19 protein-coding genes are annotated in these 18,333 nt (G+C 65.4%); 10 read left to right on the top strand and 9 right to left on the bottom strand.

Annotation, left to right across the window (positions count from 1 at the left end; genetic code table 11):
• Window positions 1-48: 48 nt before the first annotated feature.
• The gene (locus F6X61_RS12645) at window positions 49-426 is read right to left on the bottom strand and encodes a hypothetical protein (RefSeq protein WP_125463173.1); all 378 of its coding nucleotides are present in this window, start codon (window positions 424-426) and stop codon (window positions 49-51) included.
• A gap of 442 nt (window positions 427-868) precedes the next feature.
• On the opposite strand from F6X61_RS12645, the gene F6X61_RS12640 reads away from it, so the two are divergent.
• The 5 genes from F6X61_RS12640 to F6X61_RS12620 are packed head-to-tail and all read left to right on the top strand — an operon-like array spanning window position 869 to window position 7,174.
• Window positions 869-2,326, top strand: coding sequence for a serralysin family metalloprotease (locus F6X61_RS12640; protein ID WP_153786897.1), 1,458 nt, complete (start codon window positions 869-871; stop codon window positions 2,324-2,326).
• A 53-nt stretch (window positions 2,327-2,379) separates the two neighbouring features.
• Complete coding sequence (locus F6X61_RS12635) at window positions 2,380-2,757, top strand: AprI/Inh family metalloprotease inhibitor (RefSeq protein WP_153786896.1); 378 nt, start codon at window positions 2,380-2,382, stop codon at window positions 2,755-2,757.
• A gap of 44 nt (window positions 2,758-2,801) precedes the next feature.
• Window positions 2,802-4,523: a type I secretion system permease/ATPase gene (locus tag F6X61_RS12630; protein ID WP_153786895.1), complete on the top strand. Its 1,722-nt coding sequence runs from the start codon at window positions 2,802-2,804 to the stop codon at window positions 4,521-4,523.
• The gene (locus F6X61_RS12625) at window positions 4,520-5,812 is read left to right on the top strand and encodes an HlyD family type I secretion periplasmic adaptor subunit (protein WP_153786894.1); all 1,293 of its coding nucleotides are present in this window, start codon (window positions 4,520-4,522) and stop codon (window positions 5,810-5,812) included. The genes F6X61_RS12630 and F6X61_RS12625 overlap by 4 nt, the downstream gene beginning before the upstream one ends.
• Before the next feature lie 9 nt (window positions 5,813-5,821).
• Window positions 5,822-7,174, top strand: coding sequence for a TolC family outer membrane protein (locus tag F6X61_RS12620; RefSeq protein ID WP_371923697.1), 1,353 nt, complete (start codon window positions 5,822-5,824; stop codon window positions 7,172-7,174).
• Window positions 7,175-7,377: 203 nt separating this feature from the next.
• Here F6X61_RS12620 and F6X61_RS12615 read toward each other — a convergent pair whose 3' ends face one another.
• Window positions 7,378-8,565 (bottom strand): MFS transporter, encoded by a 1,188-nt coding sequence (locus tag F6X61_RS12615; RefSeq protein ID WP_153786893.1) that lies wholly within the window; start codon window positions 8,563-8,565, stop codon window positions 7,378-7,380.
• Between the two features lie 107 nt (window positions 8,566-8,672).
• Between F6X61_RS12615 and F6X61_RS12610 the strand changes: the two genes are divergently transcribed.
• Window positions 8,673-9,554, top strand: a complete 882-nt coding sequence (locus F6X61_RS12610; protein WP_153786892.1) for a LysR substrate-binding domain-containing protein — start codon at window positions 8,673-8,675, stop codon at window positions 9,552-9,554.
• Window positions 9,555-9,668: 114 nt separating this feature from the next.
• On the opposite strand, the gene F6X61_RS12605 is transcribed toward F6X61_RS12610, so the two are convergent.
• Entirely contained in the window at window positions 9,669-10,418 is a 750-nt protein-coding gene (locus F6X61_RS12605; protein ID WP_153786891.1) for a 3-oxoacyl-ACP reductase family protein, read from the bottom strand.
• 124 nt (window positions 10,419-10,542) lie between these two features.
• On the opposite strand from F6X61_RS12605, the gene F6X61_RS12600 reads away from it, so the two are divergent.
• A complete protein-coding gene (locus F6X61_RS12600; protein ID WP_153786890.1) occupies window positions 10,543-11,469 on the top strand; it encodes a LysR family transcriptional regulator in 927 nt (308 codons plus the stop codon).
• Window positions 11,470-11,606: 137 nt separating this feature from the next.
• Here F6X61_RS12600 and F6X61_RS12595 read toward each other — a convergent pair whose 3' ends face one another.
• The gene (locus F6X61_RS12595) at window positions 11,607-12,089 is read right to left on the bottom strand and encodes a GreA/GreB family elongation factor (RefSeq protein ID WP_153786889.1); all 483 of its coding nucleotides are present in this window, start codon (window positions 12,087-12,089) and stop codon (window positions 11,607-11,609) included.
• A gap of 1 nt (window position 12,090) precedes the next feature.
• Entirely contained in the window at window positions 12,091-12,489 is a 399-nt protein-coding gene (locus tag F6X61_RS12590) for a hypothetical protein (protein WP_153786888.1), read from the bottom strand.
• A gap of 134 nt (window positions 12,490-12,623) precedes the next feature.
• Here F6X61_RS12590 and earP point away from each other — a divergent pair, with 134 nt between their 5' ends.
• Both earP and efp read left to right on the top strand, forming a co-directional pair.
• The gene (gene earP / locus F6X61_RS12585) at window positions 12,624-13,742 is read left to right on the top strand and encodes an elongation factor P maturation arginine rhamnosyltransferase EarP (protein WP_153786887.1); all 1,119 of its coding nucleotides are present in this window, start codon (window positions 12,624-12,626) and stop codon (window positions 13,740-13,742) included.
• Between the two features lie 48 nt (window positions 13,743-13,790).
• Window positions 13,791-14,360, top strand: coding sequence for an elongation factor P (gene efp / locus F6X61_RS12580; protein ID WP_060483780.1), 570 nt, complete (start codon window positions 13,791-13,793; stop codon window positions 14,358-14,360).
• A gap of 143 nt (window positions 14,361-14,503) precedes the next feature.
• Here the strand turns inward: efp and F6X61_RS12575 are convergent, their stop codons facing one another.
• From F6X61_RS12575 to F6X61_RS12565, 3 genes are all read right to left on the bottom strand, one after another.
• Window positions 14,504-14,932, bottom strand: coding sequence for an organic hydroperoxide resistance protein (locus F6X61_RS12575; RefSeq protein WP_023632623.1), 429 nt, complete (start codon window positions 14,930-14,932; stop codon window positions 14,504-14,506).
• 141 nt (window positions 14,933-15,073) lie between these two features.
• A complete protein-coding gene (locus tag F6X61_RS12570) occupies window positions 15,074-15,529 on the bottom strand; it encodes a MarR family winged helix-turn-helix transcriptional regulator (RefSeq protein WP_153786886.1) in 456 nt (151 codons plus the stop codon).
• Between the two features lie 55 nt (window positions 15,530-15,584).
• A complete protein-coding gene (locus tag F6X61_RS12565) occupies window positions 15,585-16,541 on the bottom strand; it encodes a LysR family transcriptional regulator (RefSeq protein WP_153786885.1) in 957 nt (318 codons plus the stop codon).
• 115 nt (window positions 16,542-16,656) lie between these two features.
• Between F6X61_RS12565 and F6X61_RS12560 the strand changes: the two genes are divergently transcribed.
• Window positions 16,657-17,406: a sulfite exporter TauE/SafE family protein gene (locus F6X61_RS12560; RefSeq protein WP_153786884.1), complete on the top strand. Its 750-nt coding sequence runs from the start codon at window positions 16,657-16,659 to the stop codon at window positions 17,404-17,406.
• 74 nt (window positions 17,407-17,480) lie between these two features.
• Here F6X61_RS12560 and F6X61_RS12555 read toward each other — a convergent pair whose 3' ends face one another.
• The gene (locus F6X61_RS12555) at window positions 17,481-18,332 is read right to left on the bottom strand and encodes a LysR substrate-binding domain-containing protein (RefSeq protein WP_153786883.1); all 852 of its coding nucleotides are present in this window, start codon (window positions 18,330-18,332) and stop codon (window positions 17,481-17,483) included.
• Between the last annotated feature and the right edge of the window lies 1 nt (window position 18,333).

Raw genomic sequence — 18,333 nt, 5'->3', positions numbered from 1 at the left:
CCTGCAAACGCAGGCACTCAGGGAGAAAACGTATGAGCCGGGGGGAATTCAGGCGGCGACCGGCCGTTGATGCCGACGCCAGTTGTCGTCGATCTTCGACCAGGTCTTGCCATCGGTGATGGCCAGCAGCTTGCGGCCATCCTTGAAGGTGGCGATGAAGGTCACTTCGTCCTCCTTGCCACCCAGCAGCAGGCCGGCGAGCAGGCCGACCGGCCCGGCCACCAGTGCCCCGGCCATGCCCCAACCCAGGGCGCCGCCCAGGCTGCGGGTCGATTCCAGGTTGGCCAGTTTCAGCTCCTGGATGCGTGTGAGGGAAATGCGCTCGCCAGGCGAGGGGCTGCGCGGGGTCTTGAGTGTGAGCGCTCCGTTGCGATACTCGCCTTCACCTTGCAAGAAATCGCCGGATTGCACCGTGAGTCTTGTCATCGTGTCGTCCTGTCGGGAAAGGGCTTTTGACCAACGCCTAATGAGCGCCGAGGGCGCGTGCAAGTCAACGGCCAGGCGACGGAGGGTCGTGTGGCCGGTTGTCGCGCAGTAAAGCGCCTAAACGAAATGATGCTTCGAATGAACATCAAGTGGTCGCATTTTCATAAGTAAACTTCGGGCGGATGAATAAAAACCACCGAGTCATTAATGGGACTCATGGTTTTATCCGGGTTTACCGGGGTAATAACAGTTTGCGCAAATAACGGCATAGCAGTGCTGTTGTTCACAAACGAAAAAATCCTGTCAGAAAACGCTGGACAGAAAGTTTCGTTATGTGTCAGTTTTTTTGCGCCTCATAAGGGCGAGTGACAGGATGAACTCGCCAAGTGGGAGAGTCCTGTCTGACATCAACTGCTTGTTTGTAAACAAGGAAGTAACCTGCATGTCGAAAGTCCAAGTTAATGCCAGTGTTTCGGCCGCTTCTGCGTTACAACCGCAAGGGCCGAGTGCCTCCGCCGGTGTGATAGACCGTTTCGCCCATCAGTACGATCGCGGCGGCGCCAACATCAACGGCAAACCGTCCTACACCGTCGACCAGGCGGCCGATTTCATCCTGCGCGATGGTGCGGCCTGGAAAGACCTGAACAAGGACGGCACCATCAGCCTCACCTACACCTTCCTCAACCGCGCGCCGTCGGACTTCTACAGCCGCGAACTGGGCAGCTTCAGCCAGTTCAGCAGCCTGCAGAAGGATCAGGCCAAGCTCGCCATGCAGTCCTGGGCGGACGTGGCCAAGGTGACCTTCACCGAGGCGGCGTCGGGCGGCGACGGTCACATGACCTTCGGCAACTACAGCGCCAACGACGGCGGCGCGGCCTTCGCCTACCTGCCGTTCGACCAGCCGGGCTCGCACAAGGGTGAATCCTGGTACCTGATCAACAGCGGCTACCAGGTCAACACCACCCCGGGCACCGGCAACTACGGGCGCCAGACCCTCACCCACGAAATCGGCCACGTGCTCGGGCTGTCCCACCCCGGCGACTACAACGCCGGCAATGGCAACCCGACCTACCGCGACGCCACCTACGCCCAGGACACCCGCGGCTACAGCGTCATGAGCTACTGGAGCGAGAGCAACACCGCGCAGAACTTCGTCAAGGGCGGCGGGCAGTATTACGCCTCGGCGCCGCTGCTGGACGATATCGCGGCGATCCAGAAGCTCTACGGCGCCAACTACGCGACCCGCTCGGGCGACACGGTGTATGGCTTCAACTCCACGGCCGATCGCGACTTCTACTCGGCCACTTCGGCGTCGTCGAAGGTGGTGTTCGCGGTGTGGGACGGTGGCGGCAACGACACCCTGGACTTCTCCGGTTTCACCCAGAACCAGAAGATCAACCTCAACGAGGCGTCGTTCTCCGACGTGGGTGGCATGGTCGGCAACGTGTCCATCGCCAAGGGCGTCACCGTGGAAAATGCCTTCGGCGGTTCGGGCAACGACCTGCTGATCGGCAATGCCGTGGCCAACCTGCTCAAGGGCGGCGCCGGCAACGACATCATCTACGGCGGTGGCGGTGCCGATACCCTGTGGGGTGGCGCCGGCGCGGACACCTTCGTGTTCGGCGCGGTCAGTGATTCGGCCAAGGCGGCACCGGACCGGATCATGGACTTCACCAGTGGCCAGGACAAGATCGACCTGTCGGGCATGGCCGCCTTCGCCGTGGACAAGCTGCCGCTGCAGTTCGTCAACGCCTTCACCGGCCATGCCGGCGAGGCGATCCTGAGCTACGACCAGGCCACCAACCTGGGCAGCCTGACCATCGACTTCACCGGAAACAGCCTCGGCGATTTCCTGGTGACCACCGTTGGCCAGGCCGCTGTCACCGACATCGTGGTCTGATGCAAGAGGGGGCGGCGTGTGCGCGCCGCCCCTTTTTGAGCTGAGGTTGACGCATGCCTGTATGCAAACCAATGATCGCCTTGTGGGCGATCCCCCTGATGGTGATGACCGAGGTCAGTATGGCCAGCAGCCTGTTACTCCCCAACCCCTCGCAATTGGCCGGGCGTTGGCAGCTTTACCCTGAACGCCAGCAAGCGCAGGCCTGTGAACTGCGCCTCGACGCCAACGAAGGCGCGCTGGGCGGCGATCTGGATTGTGTCGCGCAGCTGATCGGCCTGCGCCCCGGCAGTTGGCTGGTAACCCCGGACACCCTGGCCCTGGTGGGTGGGGACGGCAGCAGCGTGGTGCACTTCAGCCGCGAGGGCGCCCTGCGCTATGGCTGGACCGCTCCGGACGGTACGCCGCTGATACTCGAACGCCAGCACCCATAACCCCCGCCCGGCACTTTGAAGTGCCGGGCCAATAAGGGCGAAACATGAAACAACCGAGCCAAAAGCCCGGGGCACCCTTGTGGGCGGCGCTCGGCAATTACAAGTCGACCTTGATCAGCGTTGGCTGTTTTACCGCACTGATCAATGTATTGATGCTGGTACCTTCCATTTATATGTTGCAAGTGTACGACCGTGTACTGAGTTCGCAGAACACCACAACCTTGTGGATGCTGACCTTGATGGTCGTCGGCTTTTTCGTATATATCGGTGCGCTCGAGGCGGTGCGCAGTTTCATTGTTATCCGCGTGGGTAACCAGTTGGAGAAAAGTTTCAACCTGAGTGTGTATCGCGCCGCCTTCGAGCGTAACTTGCGCCAGCGTGACGGCGCTGCCGGGCAAGCGTTGAACGACCTCACCCAACTGCGCCAGTTCGTCACCGGGCCTGCGTTGTTCGCCTTCTTCGATGCCCCCTGGTTTCCCCTCTACCTGGCGGTGATCTACCTGTTCAATGTGTGGCTCGGGGTGATGGCCACGGTCGGCGCATTGCTGTTGGTCGGCCTGGCCGTGCTCAACGAGCGCCTGACCCATGCCACCCTGGCCGAGGCCAGCAACGTCCAGCAGCAATCGACCATGCTGGCCGCGAGCCAACTGCAGAGTGCCGAAAGCATCCAGGCCATGGGCATGCTCGGCGCCCTGCGCCAGCGCTGGTTCGCCCTGCATGGGCGCTTCCTCGACCTGCAGAACCGCGCCAGCGACACCTCGGCGGTGATAACCGCCAGCAGCAAGGGCCTGCGCCTGTGCCTGCAATCGCTGGTACTGGGCCTGGGCGCATTGTTGGTGATAGAGGGGCAGATGACACCCGGCATGATGATCGCCGGTTCCATCCTCATGGGCCGGGTGCTGAGCCCGATAGACCAGCTGATCGCGGTGTGGAAGCAGTGGAGCGGCGCCCAGCTGGCCTACCAGCGCCTGGGCAGCTTGTTGCACGATCACCCCGAGCCACCGGCGCCCATGCCGTTGCCGGCACCCACCGGTGCCCTGGCGGTGGAGCAGCTCAGCGCCGGTCCGCCCGGGCGCAACCTGGCCACGCTGGCGCAGGTGAGCTTCAGCCTGGCACCGGGTGAACTGCTGGGCGTGCTCGGGGCCTCGGGCTCGGGCAAGTCGACCCTGGCCAAGGTGCTGGTTGGGGTGTGGCCGAGCCTGGCCGGGCATGTACGCCTGGATGGCGCCGAGCTCAAGCAATGGGACCGTGAGGCCCTTGGCCCGCACATTGGCTACCTGCCACAGAACATCGAGCTGCTGCGCGGCAGCATTGCCGAGAACATCGCCCGCTTCGGCGAGCTGGACGGCCAGAAAGTGGTCGAAGCCGCTCGCCTGGCTGGGGTGCATGAGCTGATCCTGCGCTTGCCCCAAGGCTACGACACCCGCCTGGGCGAGGCGGGCGCCGACCTGTCCGGCGGGCAGAAGCAACGCATTGCCCTGGCCCGCGCGCTGTATGGCAACCCCTGCCTGATCGTACTCGACGAGCCCAACTCCAACCTCGACAGCCCAGGCGAAGCCGCCCTGGCCAGCGCCCTGATGCAGCTCAAGGCCCAGGGCCGCACCGTGGTGCTGGTCACGCACCGCAGCGCGGCACTGGCCCAGGCCGACAAACTGCTGGTGCTCAACGAAGGACGCATGCAGGGCTTCGGCCCGGCCCGCGACATTCTCCACGCCCTCGGCCAAGGCCCGGCGCAACGCCCCTTGCAGGCTGGAGGTGGCGCATGAGCCGGCATGAGCGCGATACGCGTTTCCATGTGCGCCTGGGTTGGCTGCTGACCCTGGTCGGCTTTGGCGGATTCATGGCCTGGGCCAGCATGGCGCCGCTCGACCAGGGCGTGCCGGTGCAAGGCACGGTGGTGGTGTCGGGCAAGCGCAAGGCGGTGCAGTCCATGGCGGCCGGCGTGGTCAGCCGGATCCTGGTCAGCGAAGGCCAGCAGGTGCGCCAGGGCGAGCCGCTGTTTCGCCTCGACCGCACCCAGGTGCAGGCCGATGTCGACGCGCTGCAGGCCCAGTACCGCATGAGCCGCGCCAGCCTGGCGCGCTGGCAGAGCGAGCGCGACAACCTTGGCCAGTTGCAGTTTCCCGCCGAGCTCAGCGCCGATGCCGACCCCAGGCTGGGGCTGATCCTCGAAGGCCAGCGCCAGTTGTTCGACAGCCGGCGCCAGGCCCTGGCCCGCGAGCAGGGCGCCCTGGCCGCCAGCATCGATGGCTCCCAGGGCCAGTTGGCCGGCATGCGCCGCGCCCGCGGCGACCTGCAGGCCCAGGCCGATTCGTTGCGCGAGCAGTTGGACAGCCTGCGGCCGCTGGCCGGCGAGGGTTACATCCCGCGCAACCGGGTGCTGGAGTACCAGCGCCAGCTGTCGCAGGTGCAGCGTGACCTGGCGCAGAACGCAGGCGAAAGCGCACGGCTTGAACAGGTGATCGTCGAGGCGCGGCTCAACCTGCAGCAGCGCCGCGAGGAGTACCAGAAAGAAGTGCGCAGCCAGCTGGCCGAGGCCCAGGTGAAAGCGGCGACCCTCGAACAGCAGCTCAATTCCGCGCGTTTCGACCTGCAGCACAGCGAGATCCTCGCCCCGGCCGACGGCATCGCGGTGAACCTGGGTGTGCACACCGAGGGCGCGGTGGTGCGTGCCGGTGACACCTTGCTGGAAATCGTCCCCCAGGGCACCGCGCTGGAGGTGGAAGGGCGCCTGCCGGTCAACCTGGTGGACAAGGTGGCGCCACAGCTGCCGGTGGACATCCTGTTCACCGCGTTCAACCAGAACCGCACGCCCAGGGTGACCGGCGAAGTGGCGCTGGTGTCGGCCGACCAACTGATCGACGAGCGCACCGGCCAGCCGTATTACGTACTGCGTAGCAGCGTCAGCGACGCGGCGCTGGCACGCCTGCAAGGGCTGTCGATCCGCCCGGGCATGCCCGCCGAGCTGTTCGTACGTACTGGCGAACGCTCGTTGCTCAACTACCTGTTCAAGCCCCTGCTCGACCGTGCAGGCAGCGCCTTGACCGAACAATAAGGACTGCGAGTGAACAAGCTGCAATTGATCGGGCTGCTGGCGGCCTGCGCCTGGCTGCCGTCGGCCGCGCAGGCGGCCATGGGGCCGTTCCAGGTCTACGAGCAGGCGCTGCGCCGCGACCCGACCTACCTGGCCGCTTTCAAGGAACACGAAGCCGGTCAGGCCTACCGTGACATCGGCCGCGCCGGGCTGCTGCCGAACCTGTCGTACAACTACAACCGCGGCCGCAACGATTCCGAGGTGTCCTACCTGGGGGATTCGCGGCGCCAGACCGAGGACCGCAACTACAACAGCATGGGTTCGAGCTTCACCCTGCAGCAGCCCTTGTTCGATTACCAGGCCTATTCGAGCTACCGCAAGGGCGTGGCCCAGGCGCTGTATGCCGACGAGAACTTCCGCGATCAGAGCCAGCAACTGTTGGTGCGGGTGATGACCAGCTACACCAAGGCGCTGTTCGCCCAGGACCAGATCGCCATCAGCGTGGCCAGCAAACAGGCCTACCGCCAGCAGTTCCAGCAGAACCAACGGCTGTTCGATGCCGGTGAAGGCACTCGCACCGATATCCTCGAAGCCCAGGCCCGTTTCGAGTTGGCCGATGCCGAGGAGATCCAGGCGCGCAACGAGCAGGATGCCGCGCTGCGCGAGCTGGGCGCGTTGATCGGCGAGCCTGCGGTGCGGGTCGAGGACCTGGCGCCGCTGCAAGCCGGTTTCGTCCTGCCGCCGGTCGAGCCGAGCGGCTATGAGGCCTGGCAGGAGCGGGCCGTGGCCAACAATCCACAGCTGGCATCGTCGCGTCAGGCGGTGGAAGTGGCGCGTCAGGAGGTGGAACGCAACCGTGCCGGGCACCTGCCCAGGGTCACCGCGTTCGCCACCTCGCGGCGCCAGGAGTCGGACAGCGGCAACACCTACAACCAGCGCTACGACACCAACACCGTCGGCATCGAGGTCAGCGTGCCGATCTTCGCCGGTGGCGCCGTCTCGGCCTCGACCCGCCAGGCCAGTCGGCAGCTGGAGCAGGCCGAATATGCCATGGACGGCACTACCCGCAGCGCCCTGATCGAGCTGCGCAGGCAGTACAACGCCTGTCAGTCCGGGGCCAGCCGGCTGCGTGCCTACGAGCGTGCGCAGGTGGCGGCCGAGGCGTTGGTGGTGTCGACGCGCAAGAGCGTGCAGGGCGGCGAGCGGGTCAACCTGGATGTGCTCAATGCCGAGCAACAGCTGGCCACCACCCGCCGCGACCTGGCCCAGGCGCGGTATGACTACCTGCTGGCCTGGATCAAGCTGCACTACCAGGCGGGGGTGTTGAGCGAGACGCAGCTGGCGCGGGTGGATGAGGCGTTTGGCGTAGGCAAGTCAGGCTGACTCCAGGCCATGCACAAACCCTTGTAGGAGCAACTGTCTTGCTCAACTGCTAAAGCTAGCGCGATCCCTGTGGGAGCGGGCTTGCCCGCGAACACCGGCGCAGCCGGTGCCATCCACCGTGCTGCCTGTTTCGCGGTGGTCCGGCACTCCGGTAAACCCGCTCCCACACGAATTACGCTGCCCCTTAAGCCTGCGTTGTATTTTCAGGCTGTTACGACCAGCTTCCCGCGCCTGCGCTCCGCCAACCCCCACACAACCAGCGCCACGGCGCCGATCACCACCCCGGCGGCGACGATCCCGTTCCAGCCGTACGACTGGAACAACTGCGTCCCCAGCAACGAGCCCAGCGCGCCGCCGATGAAATAGCAGGTGATGTAGCCGGCATTGAGCCGTGTACGCGCTTCAGGGCGCAGCACGATCACCGCATTCTGGTTGCTCACGTGCACCAGCTGCACCGCCAGGTCCAGCAGCAGCACGCCCAGCAGCAGCGCCGCCAGCGAGCTTTGCGCAAAGCCCAGCGGCAGCCACGACAGCAGCAGCGCCACCAGGCCCACCGTGGTGCCCAGCGAACCCTTGCCGCGGTCGGCCAGGCGCCCGGCCCAGTTGGCTGCCAGCGCCCCGGCCGCACCGGCCAGGCCGAACAGGCCGATCACTGCGTCGGAATAGTGGTACGGCGGGTTGCTCAGCAGGAACGCCAACGGTGTCCAGAACAGCGCGAACAGGCTGAACGCCAGCAAGCCCAGCAGTGAACGCAAACGCAGTACCGGCTCTTCGATGAACAGGCGGAACACCGAGCCGATCAGCGCCGGGTACTTGAGCCCGGCGTGGCTGTGGTGCTGTGGCAGGCTGCGGTAGAGGGCGAGGGCGGTGATTGCCATCAGCACAGCAGCCAGTACGTAGATGCTGCGCCAGCCGCCCAGCTCGGCCATGAAGCCGGCGGCGGTGCGTGCCAGCAAAATGCCCAGCAGCAGGCCGCTCATCAGCGTGCCCACGGCGCGACCGCGCTGGTCCGGGGCGCTGAGGGCGGCGGCCATCGGCACCAGGATCTGCGCCACCACCGAGAACAGCCCGGTCAGCGCGGTGCCGAGGATCAGCCAGGGCAGGCTCGGCGCGCAGGCGCTGATGACCAGGCCGGCGGTGGCGATCAGCACCATGGTCACGATCAGCCGGCGCTGTTCGAACAGGTCACCCAGCGGTGCCAGCAACAACAGGCCGGCGCCATAGCTGAGCTGGGCGGCGATGACGATGGTGCCGGCGCCGGCGGTGCTGAGGCCGAACTGTTCGGCGATGCTGTGCAACAGCGGTTGGGCGTAGTAGTTGCTGGCCACGGCCAGCCCGGTGGCGGTGGCCATCAGCAGGATCAGGGCGCGGCTGAGAGTGGGGGCGTTCATGGTTGTCTCGTGGCAGGCAAGGTGGGATGGCAACAAGTATCAGGAAGTGTCTGGCATGACGCCAATGTATAGTTTTCAGCATGTCCATCTAAAAAGCAGATAGATCGATGAATCTCAAGCAGCTCGAATACGCCCTGGCGGTGGCCGACACCGGCAGTTTCACCCGCGCTGCCGAGCGCTGCCATGTGGTGCAGTCGGCGCTCAGCCACCAGGTGGCGCGGCTGGAGGCCCAACTGGGGGTAAGCCTGTTCGAGCGCAGCTCGCGGCGGGTACGCCTGACCCACGCCGGTGAAGCCTTCGTGCTCAGTGCCCGGCCGGCGCTGGAGGCCGCCAGGCGCGTTGCCGATGACGTGGCCGCCGCCTGTGGCCAGGTGCGCGGGCGCCTGTCGATCGGCGAAATCAGTTCGCTTACCGCACTCGACCTGGTCGACCTGCTGGCGGAGTTCCATCGCCGCCACCCGGATGTGGACGTGCGCTGGCTGACCGCCAAGAGCGAACTGTTGATGGCTGACGTGTGCGAGCGGCGCCTGGACGTGGGGTTTGTTGGTTTGTGGCAGGGCGAGGTGCTGCAGGGCGTGCAGCATCGCCTGCTGGCGCGTGAGGAACTGGTGGCGGTGCTGCCGCCCACGCATGCCTTGGCGGGCAGGGCGCAGCTGGCCCTGGCGGACCTGGCCGCCGAGGTGCTGGTGGACTTCCCCGAAGGCACTGGCGCGCGCCGGCAGACCGACGAAGCATTCCAGGCGGCGGGGTTGGTGCATCGGGTGCAGTTCGAGATCGGCCATATTCGCCTGGTGGAAAAGTTCGTCCAGCGCGGCATGGCCGTGGGGCTGGTGCCGGAGCGGATCGCCCGGGGTTTTGCCGGGGTGGCGGTGGTGCCGTTGCTGGATGCGCCGGTACGGCATTTGTATGCGGTGTGGTCGCCCAGCCCGACGCCGGCGGCGCGGGCGTTTCTGCAGGTAATGGAGCAGAGCCTGGGTACAGATGGCTGAGTCTGTGGCTGCCTGTGCTGGCCCCATCGCCGGCAAGCCGGCTCCCACAGTGTATTGCCTGATCCCTGTGGGAGCTGGCTTGCCAGCGATGAGGCCTGCCAGGCGAAGCGTGTCTCAGGCCGCGAAGCCACCATCGGCCGTCAAGCTGGCGCCGGTGATGTACCCCGCCTCCGGCCCTGCCAGATAGGCCACGAAGCTGGCGATCTCCTCCACATGTCCATAGCGCCCGATGGCCATCAGCGGGATCAGACTGTCGGCGAACTCTCCGCTGGCCGGGTTCATGTCGGTGTCCACCGGCCCTGGCTGCACGTTGTTCACGGTGATGCCCTGCGGCCCCAGGTCACGGGCCAGGCCTTTGGTCAGGCCGACCAGCGCCGACTTGCTCATGGCATAGGGCGCGCCGCCGGCAAACGGCATGCGCTCGGCGTTGGTGCTGCCGATGTTGATGACCCGCCCACCCTGGCCCATGTGTTTCGCCGCCGCCTGGGTGGCGACGAACACGCTGCGCACATTGACCGCCAGGATGCGGTCGAAATCGGCCAGGTCGAACTCGGCCACCGGCGCCACCGCCAGCACGCCGGCATTGTTGACCAGGATGTCGAGCCCACCGAAGGCCTTGACCGTGTCGGCCACGGCCTGCTGCACGGCAGCGGCCTCGGCGCTGTCGGCGCGCAGGGCCAGGGCCTGGCCGCCCGTGTTGTTGATCTCGCCGGCCAGGGCTTCGGCGGTGGCGGCGGAGCTGACATAGGTGAAGGCCACCTTGGCGCCGTCGCGGGCCAGGCGGCGCACGATGGCCGCGCCGATGCCACGGGAACCGCCCTGGACCAGGGCCACTTTGCCGCTCAGGGGAAGTGCTTGGGACATGCTGATCTCCAGTATTCAAGCAAGGCAGGTTGCCTTGGATGGGCGCAGTATCGACCGATGATTACCCACTGATAAGATGGTAATTACGATCATCAGAGTAAACCGTTGGTTGAGAATCCAAGCCATGGAATCGTTCAGTCACCTTGAATGCTTTGTTCGCAGCGCTGAAGTAGGCAGCTTTGCCGAAGCTGCCCGGCGCCTGTCGCTGACCCCGGCGGCGGTCGGCAAGAACGTCGCCCAGTTGGAAGCGCGCCTGGGCGTGCGGTTGTTCCAGCGTAGTACCCGCAAGCTGACCCTGACCGAGGCGGGGCAACGATTTCTGGGGGAAGTCAGTGACAGCTTACGCACCATCCAGTACGCCATGGCCAACCTGGCCAGCGCCGAGGGCCAGCCGGCGGGTGTGCTGCGGGTGAGCATGGGCACGGTGTTCGGGCGGCTGTATGTGCTGCCGCTACTGGGGGAGTTCTTGCGGCGTTACCCGGCGATCACCCCGGACTGGCATTTCGACAACCGCCAGGTCGACCTGATCGGGCAGGGCTTCGATGCCGCCATCGGCGGTGGTTTCGAGCTGCCGCTGGGGGTGGTGGCGCGCAAGCTGACCCCGGCGCACCGGGTGCTGGTGGCCGCGCCGGCGTACCTGCAGCGGCGCCCGCCGATCGAGCATCCCAGTGCGCTGGCGCAGCATGAAGGCATCCTGATCCGCTCGCCGCAGACCGGCCGCGTGCGGGCCTGGCCGCTGACCAGCCGTTGGCAGGAGCAGTGCCCGCTGCAATTGCCGCAGAGCATGACCATGAGCGACTCCGATGCCGCCTGCGCCGTGGCCGGGCAGGGGCTGGGAATTGCCCTGGTGAGTTTGCCGTTTGCCTTGCCGTACCTGACCGAGGGCAGGCTGCAGCGGGTGCTGCCGGACTGGTACGTGGACGATGGCAACATCAGCCTGTATTACGCCGAACACAAGCTGTTGCCGGGCAAGACCCGGGCGTTCATCAATTTTGTGGTGGAGCAGTTTGCCGAACAGGGCTTGGCGGGGCGGTTCAACGCGTTGCAATGACCATCGCGGGGCAAGCCCGCTCCCACGATACTGGACTGCCCCCAAGAAGTTGGACACCAATCCGCTAGCTGATCTGTCCAGCTTTTCTGGGGCAATTCAGTATCGTGGGAGCGGGCTTGCCCCGCGATGGCGATGGATCAGGCAACGCCGACAATGAATTGCACCTGCACGACGCCATTCACCACCAGGCTCACCTCGTCATCCAGCTTCTTGCCCAGCAGTTGTTGCCCCAGCGGCGCACGCGGGGTGATCACCGTCACCAGGGCATCACCTTCGCCAATCTTCAGCCCGGCCCCCTCCGGCCCGAGGAACAACAGGCGCTGGTGGCCGTCTTCATCTTCCAGCGTTACCAGGCAGCCGATCTGGATGCCCCGCGCCGGGTCATAGTCGCGCAGCACCAGTTGCTGATAAGTCAGCAGCGCCTGGCGGATCTCGGCGGTGCGCCGGGCCTGGCCAGTGGCGAGATAGGACGCCTCCAGCCCCAGGGTATCGTACTTGTTCTCGGCGATGTTCTCTTCGGCGGTGGCCGTCTCGTAGGCAGTCTGGGCCGCCTGGCGCAGCACTTCCATGTCGTGCTCGAGGGTGGCGATGATGCGCTGCAGCAGGCTGGTCTTGTTCATCTCAGTAGCAGAACTCCAGCACGTTGGCCTGGCTCTTGTCGGTCGGCGCGGTGCGGTTCTGCTGCAGCCAGAACTGGCACTTGGGGTTGTTCAGGTTGCGCGGGCTGCCCTGGGCGGTTTCGGCCGCCTGTTGCAATTGCTGCTGGTGCAGGATGTCCTTGTAGCGTTCGAACATCTGCGCCTGGGCATCCACCGGTTGCGCGGGCGCGCTGGCGGGCGCCGGCTGGACGATGGCCGGGGCGACCGCCTGGGCCACCGGCTGCACCTGTTCCGGCCACAGGCGCAGCGCCAGCCATAGGCTCAGGACAATGGCCACGGCCCCCAGCCACAGGCCGAAGGCGACGCACAGGATCAGTTGCACGGGTTTGAGGGTGATCTTCAGTTCGCGGGAGCGGGGCATGGCGGCCTCCTGGCAGGGCGGATCGATGGCGGCATTGTCGCATGGCGTGGCAGGTTTTTTTAGCGCGGCGCTTTTGTCGGCGCGCATTTGTGCGCAGAATCCGCGGTCTTTTTTGCAGGTAACGGGACGTGGCGATGAAAACCACCTGGGACATCTTCTGCACGGTCGTCGACAACTATGGCGACATCGGCGTGACCTGGCGCCTGGCCCGCCAGCTGGTGGCCGAGCATGGGCAGGGCGTGCGGCTGTGGGTGGATGACCTGCAGTCCTTCGCCCGCCTGTGCCCGGCGCTGGACTGCAAGGCCGAGCAGCAATGGCAGGAGGGCGTCGAGGTGCGCCGCTGGGCTGCCGAATGGCAGGGCGCAGAGCCTGCCCAGGTGGTGATCGGGGCCTTTGCCTGCCAGTTGCCGCCGCAGTTCGTCGAGGCCATGGCCCGCCAGCCCAAGCCACCTTTGTGGCTGAACCTGGACTACCTCAGTGCCGAAGACTGGGTCGAGGGTTGCCATGGGCTGCCTTCGCCGCAGGCCAACGGGCTGCGCAAGATCTTCTTCTTCCCGGGCTTCACCGAAAAAACCGGTGGCCTGCTGCGCGAACGCTCATTGCTGCCACGTCGCGAGGCGTTCGAGCGCGCGAGCTTCCTCGCCGGGTTAGGCGTTGTGCCCGAGGACGGCGCGCGACTGATTTCACTGTTCGCCTACGAGAACCCGCAGTTGTGCAACTGGCTCGATGTGCTGGCGGCCGATGCGCAGCCGGTTCACCTGCTGGTGCCGCAGGGGCGCATCCTGGGTGACCTGGGCCGCTGGCTGGGCGAGCCTGCGCTGCCCGTGGGGGCGTTGCATCGGCGCGGCGCCTTGACCGTGCAGGTGCTGCCGTTCGTCAGCCAGGACGATTACGACAGGCTGCTGTGGAGCTGCGACTTCAACGCCGTGCGCGGCGAGGATTCGTTCGTGCGCGCGCAGTGGGCCGGCGTGCCGATGCTGTGGCACATCTACGTCCAGGAAGAGAACGCCCACTGGGAAAAACTCGAAGCCTTCCTGGCCATTTACCGCCGCGACCTGTCGGACGCCGCTGGCCAGGCGCTGACCGCGATGTGGCGTGCCTGGAACATGGATCAGCCGATGGGGCAGGCCTGGCAAAGGCTGCAGCCGCACTGGACTGAAGTGTGCGCGCATGCCCGCCAGTGGTGCGCCGAACAGGCCGCTCGGCCGGACCTCGCCACGAGACTGGTACAGTTTTACCGAAATTCGCTATGATACGCGGCCTCGATTTTTATAAATCCATCCAGATTCGGATACTTCGTAATGAAAACTGGTAAAGAGCTGAAACCCGGTACCGTACTGCGGATCGATAACGACCCGTGGCTGGTTCAGAAAGCTGAGTTCACCAAGTCGGGCCGTAACAGCGCGATCATGAAGACCAAGCTGAAGAACCTGCTGACCGGCTACAAGACCGAAACCGTATACGGTGCGGACGACAAGCTGGACGACGTGATCCTGGATCGCAAAGAAGCGACCCTGTCGTTCATCAGCGGTGACTCGTACACCTTCATGGACACCACCGACTACACCATGTACGAACTGAACGCCGAAGACATCGACGCCGTTCTGCCGTACATCGAAGAAGGCATGGAAGACATCTGCGAAGCCGTGTTCTTCGAAGGCCGCCTGGTATCGGTAGAACTGCCGACCACCATCAGCCGTCAGGTTGTCTACACCGAGAACGCTGCTCGCGGCGACACCTCGGGCAAGGTCATGAAGCCTGCCAAGCTGAAGAACGGTACCGAGATCTCGGTTGCCGACTTCATCCAGATCGACGAGTGGATCGACATCGACACTCGCGACAACAGCTTCAAGGGCCGTTCCAAGAAGTAATTCTTCTTGCGATGAGCACGAAAAACCCGGCCTCGGCCGGGTTTTTTTGTGCCTGTGAAACCGTGTCGCCTTCATCGCGGGGCAAGCCCGCTCCCACGTGGGGGCGGCGGTGCGCCGTTGCGACTTGCCCCGCGATGGCGTCCTCAGACAGTCACATGCAAGCGCACATCCACATTGCCGCGGGTAGCGTTGGAGTAAGGGCAGACCTTGTGCGCCTTCTCCACCAGCCCTTCGGCATCGGCCTGGGCCAGGCCCGGCAGGTTGATGTGCAGGTCGATGTCCAGGCCGAAGCCACCGGGAATCTGCCCGATACCCACCTTGGCGGTGATCGAGGCATCGGCCGGCAGGGCCTTTTTCTCCTGGCCGGCGACGAACTTCAGGGCGCCGATGAAGCAGGCCGAGTAGCCGGCGGCAAACATCTGCTCGGGGTTGGTGCCGTCACCGCCAGCGCCGCCCAGCTCTTTAGGGGTGCTCAGCTTGACTTCCAGCTTGCCGTCGCTGGAGCGGGATTTACCGTCGCGGCCGCCAGTGGAGGTGGCTTCTGCGATGTACAGCGGAGTGACCTTTTGCATCTTGAGCCTCGTTCATATGCTGTGCGCCCGTTGATGGAAGGGGCGCTGGGTGGGTACGGGATTAAACTTAGCGCGCAATTAGTTTGCGCGCAAGTTAAATGTTCGGCCATTTGTCCGAACGGCCACCACCCAGCATAGTCGTCAAAGGTTTTTTTGCAGGTTCGCGCGCAGTTCGATCAGTTCTGCCTGCAGCTTGGCCAGTTGCTCGACCGTACGGCCGCTGGCCTTGAGGATGCAGCGCGGCACCTCCCGGGCTTGCTGCTGCAGGGCGCGGCCCTTGTCGGTCAGTTGTACCAGCACCACCCGTTCGTCTTCGCGGCTACGGGTGCGCTTGAGCAGCCCTTCGCTTTCCAGGCGCTTGAGCAGCGGGGTGAGCGAGCCGGGGTCGGTGAGCAGGTGCTGGCTGATCTCGCCCACGGTCAGGCCGTCCTGCTCCCACAGCACCAGCATGGCCAGGTATTGCGGGTAGGTCAGGCCCAGCGCCTGCAGCAGGGGCTTGTAGACCTTGGTCATCAGCAGCGACGTCGAATGCAGGGCGAAGCAGACCTGGTTGTCCAGCAGCAGCTCGTCGCAGGGGGCTTGGGTGTTGGCGTTCATGCAGGTCCTTGAAATCGGTGTAGGGGAAAATCTAGCACGCTGAAGGTTGGCGCGCTCATTGCCAGCGCAGCTCGCTGCGCAGCGCCAGGTCCCAGGGGGGCACCGGGCTGAAGCGGCTCTTGAGGAATTCGAGCAGCAAGCGGCTGCGAGAGTTCGTTTCATGTTCCAGACGTAGCGCATAGATACCACTGCTCTCCGGCGCGGGCAGGCCGTTGTCGCAGAACAGCGGCAGCAGTTCGCCACGCAGCAGGTAGTCGCTGATCAGCCAGGTGGGCAGGTGGGCGATGCCCAGGCCGGCCAGTGCGCCGAACAGCAGGGTTTCGGCATTGTTGGCGGTCATGCGCATGCGCGTGGGCCGGTACAGGCGCGCCTGGCCATCGACCGTGAAGCGCCAGGCGAACGGCGGCGCCAGGCCGTCCCAGTCAAGGCCGTCATGTTCGGGCAGCTCGCTGGGGCAGGCGGGCACGCCACGGTTGGCCAGGTACCCGGGGCTGGCGCAGGCGATGCGCACCATGTAGGCCAGCGGTGTGGCCACCAGGCGGGTGTCGGCCAGGGGGCCGGCGCGCAGTACCAGGTCGACTTCGCCCAGGTGGCTGCCGTGCAGGTCGACGAAGCTGTCGATCAGGCGCAGCTGCACGTCCAGCCCGGGGTAGGCCACCAGGAAATCGGCAATGGCCGGTGCCAGGTGGCGGCGACCGAAGGCCGCCGGGGCATCGATGCGGATCAAGCCCTCGGGGGCATTGCTCAACGACACCGCCTCGGCCCGTGCCAGGCGCAACTCTTCGATGATGCGCCGGGCCCGTTCGGCGAAGGCGTTGCCGGCGGGCGTGGGGCGCACGGCATGGGTACTGCGGGCGAACAGGCGGCTGCCGACGGCGCTTTCCAGGTTGTCGATGCGCCGTGCCACGGCCGACGGGGTCAGTGGGTGGCGGCGGGCGGCGGCAGAGAAACTGCCGGTTTCCAGCACGTCGAGGAACAGGCTCAGTTGTTCGGTGAGAATATCGGGGCTCATGGCGGGTCTGCTTGTGCGTAGGGCGCACAGCCATTGTGCGCTGCTGTGCGTTTCCCCGCCAGCCGCGACTGGGTAGCATGCAGCCATTGTTCAGGAGCAGGCGGATGAGGCGCTGATGATCGAGTGGTTGATGTATATCGTGTTGGGCGCCGCGCTAGGCACCATGGGTGGGTTGTTCGGCATTGGTGGCGGGCTGATCGCCATCCCTGCGTTGGGCGTGCTGTTCGGCCTTGACCAGCAACTGGCCCAGGGCACCGCGCTGGTGATGGTGGTGCCGAACGTGCTGCTGGCGCTGTGGCGCTACCACCAGCGCAACCGCATCGAGCTGCGCCATGCCGTGCCGTTGTCGCTGTGCAGCTTCCTGTTCGCCTGGCTGGGCTCGATCTGGGCGGTGGGCATCGATGCCCAGTCGATGCGCCTGGGCTTCGTCGGCTTCCTGGTGGCGCTGGCGCTGTGGAACGTGGCGCGGATGTTCCTGCGGGTGAGGCCGCCGAGCAGTGAATTGCGCTACCCCTGGCCGTGGCTGGGTGTGCTGGGCAGCTTCGCCGGCACCATGGGCGGGCTGTTCGGGGTGGGTGGGGCCGTGGTGGCCACGCCGATATTGACCTCCGTGTTCGGCACTACCCAGGTGGTGGCCCAGGGCTTGTCGCTGGCGCTGGCGGCGCCGAGTACCACGGTGACCTTGCTGACCTATGGGATTCACCAGAGTGTTGACTGGAGCGTCGGCATTCCGTTGGCGGTGGGCGGGCTGCTCAGCATCAGCTGGGGGGTGAAGCTGGCCCATGCGTTGCCGGAGAAGGTGTTGCGCACGCTGTTCTGCGTGTTCCTGGTGGTGTGTGCTGTGATGCTTGGGTTCGAGCTCTAGAATGATCGCGGGGCAAGCCCGCTCCCACGTATGAATGCGTGGGCGCGGGCTTGCCCCGCGATGGTTTCGACGTGCTACTTGAACCCATCGACAATGAACTCGGCCATGCAATCGGTGATCGGCGACTGCTGTTGCGCGTTACGCAGCAGCATCACATTGGCCATGTGCAACTGTGGCAGACCATCGTCCTCGCCGAGGATGCGCAGCTCGCCGCCAACCAGGCTGTGCAGTTGCGCGGTCACCGCCAGCCCGGCGCTGACGATGGCGAAGATCGCCGCCAGGCTGGGGCTGGTGTAGGCGATACGGTATTCGATGCCCTGTTGCTCCAGGGCATTGCAGGTCCAGGCGCGGCAGAAGCAGTCGGTGTTGAACAGCGCCAGCGGCATCGGCCGCTGTTCCTGTGGGCAGTATCCTCGGGCTGCCGCCCACACCAGCCGTTCCTGGCGCAGCAACTGGCCGACTTCGTTGCCGGGTTCACGGGTGACGATGGTCAGGTCCAGGTCCTGGCGCAGCATCAGCTGCTTCGACGAGTCGCAGTGCACCTCGACATGGATCAGCGGGTACGCCTGGGCGAAGCGGGTGAGGATGCCGGGCAGGTAGCGCATGGCATAGTCGTCCGGGGTGCCGATGCGCACCACCCCGACCATGTGCGGCATGCGCAGGGTATTGAACACTTCGCCATGCAGCTTGAGGATGCGCCGGGCATAACCCAGCAGGACCTCGCCCTCGGCGGTCAGGCGTACCTGGCGGCCATCGCGCTCGAACAGCTGGCGCTGCAGGATGTCTTCCTCCAGGCGCTTCATCTGCATGCTCACCGCCGACTGGGTGCGGTTGACCACTTCACCGGCGCGGGTGAAGCCGCCTTGCTCGGCAATGGCGACGAAGGTGCGCAGCACGTCGGCATCGAGACTCTGATACTGGGACATT

It is taken from the genome of Pseudomonas sp. EMN2 (assembly GCF_009650555.1).
GTDB lineage: Bacteria > Pseudomonadota > Gammaproteobacteria > Pseudomonadales > Pseudomonadaceae > Aquipseudomonas > Aquipseudomonas sichuanensis.
This window is presented reverse-complemented; position numbering and strand designations above follow the sequence as displayed.

Bases quoted from the DNA above. Each gene is read 5' to 3' on its own strand.
- F6X61_RS12615 (WP_153786893.1), bottom strand. From the start codon at position 8,565: ATGAACGCCCCCACTCTCAGCCGCGCCCTGATCCTGCTGATGGCCACC.
- F6X61_RS12625 (WP_153786894.1), top strand. From the start codon at position 4,520: ATGAGCCGGCATGAGCGCGATACGCGTTTCCATGTGCGCCTGGGTTGG.
- F6X61_RS12595 (WP_153786889.1), bottom strand. From the start codon at position 12,089: ATGAACAAGACCAGCCTGCTGCAGCGCATCATCGCCACCCTCGAGCAC.
- F6X61_RS12640 (WP_153786897.1), top strand. From the start codon at position 869: ATGTCGAAAGTCCAAGTTAATGCCAGTGTTTCGGCCGCTTCTGCGTTA.
- F6X61_RS12570 (WP_153786886.1), bottom strand. From the start codon at position 15,529: ATGAACGCCAACACCCAAGCCCCCTGCGACGAGCTGCTGCTGGACAAC.
- earP (WP_153786887.1), top strand. From the start codon at position 12,624: ATGAAAACCACCTGGGACATCTTCTGCACGGTCGTCGACAACTATGGC.
- efp (WP_060483780.1), top strand. From the start codon at position 13,791: ATGAAAACTGGTAAAGAGCTGAAACCCGGTACCGTACTGCGGATCGAT.
- F6X61_RS12560 (WP_153786884.1), top strand. From the start codon at position 16,657: ATGATCGAGTGGTTGATGTATATCGTGTTGGGCGCCGCGCTAGGCACC.
- F6X61_RS12605 (WP_153786891.1), bottom strand. From the start codon at position 10,418: ATGTCCCAAGCACTTCCCCTGAGCGGCAAAGTGGCCCTGGTCCAGGGC.
- F6X61_RS12635 (WP_153786896.1), top strand. From the start codon at position 2,380: ATGCCTGTATGCAAACCAATGATCGCCTTGTGGGCGATCCCCCTGATG.
- F6X61_RS12590 (WP_153786888.1), bottom strand. From the start codon at position 12,489: ATGCCCCGCTCCCGCGAACTGAAGATCACCCTCAAACCCGTGCAACTG.
- F6X61_RS12630 (WP_153786895.1), top strand. From the start codon at position 2,802: ATGAAACAACCGAGCCAAAAGCCCGGGGCACCCTTGTGGGCGGCGCTC.
- F6X61_RS12565 (WP_153786885.1), bottom strand. From the start codon at position 16,541: ATGAGCCCCGATATTCTCACCGAACAACTGAGCCTGTTCCTCGACGTG.
- F6X61_RS12575 (WP_023632623.1), bottom strand. From the start codon at position 14,932: ATGCAAAAGGTCACTCCGCTGTACATCGCAGAAGCCACCTCCACTGGC.
- F6X61_RS12555 (WP_153786883.1), bottom strand. From the start codon at position 18,332: ATGTCCCAGTATCAGAGTCTCGATGCCGACGTGCTGCGCACCTTCGTC.
- F6X61_RS12600 (WP_153786890.1), top strand. From the start codon at position 10,543: ATGGAATCGTTCAGTCACCTTGAATGCTTTGTTCGCAGCGCTGAAGTA.
- F6X61_RS12610 (WP_153786892.1), top strand. From the start codon at position 8,673: ATGAATCTCAAGCAGCTCGAATACGCCCTGGCGGTGGCCGACACCGGC.
- F6X61_RS12645 (WP_125463173.1), bottom strand. From the start codon at position 426: ATGACAAGACTCACGGTGCAATCCGGCGATTTCTTGCAAGGTGAAGGC.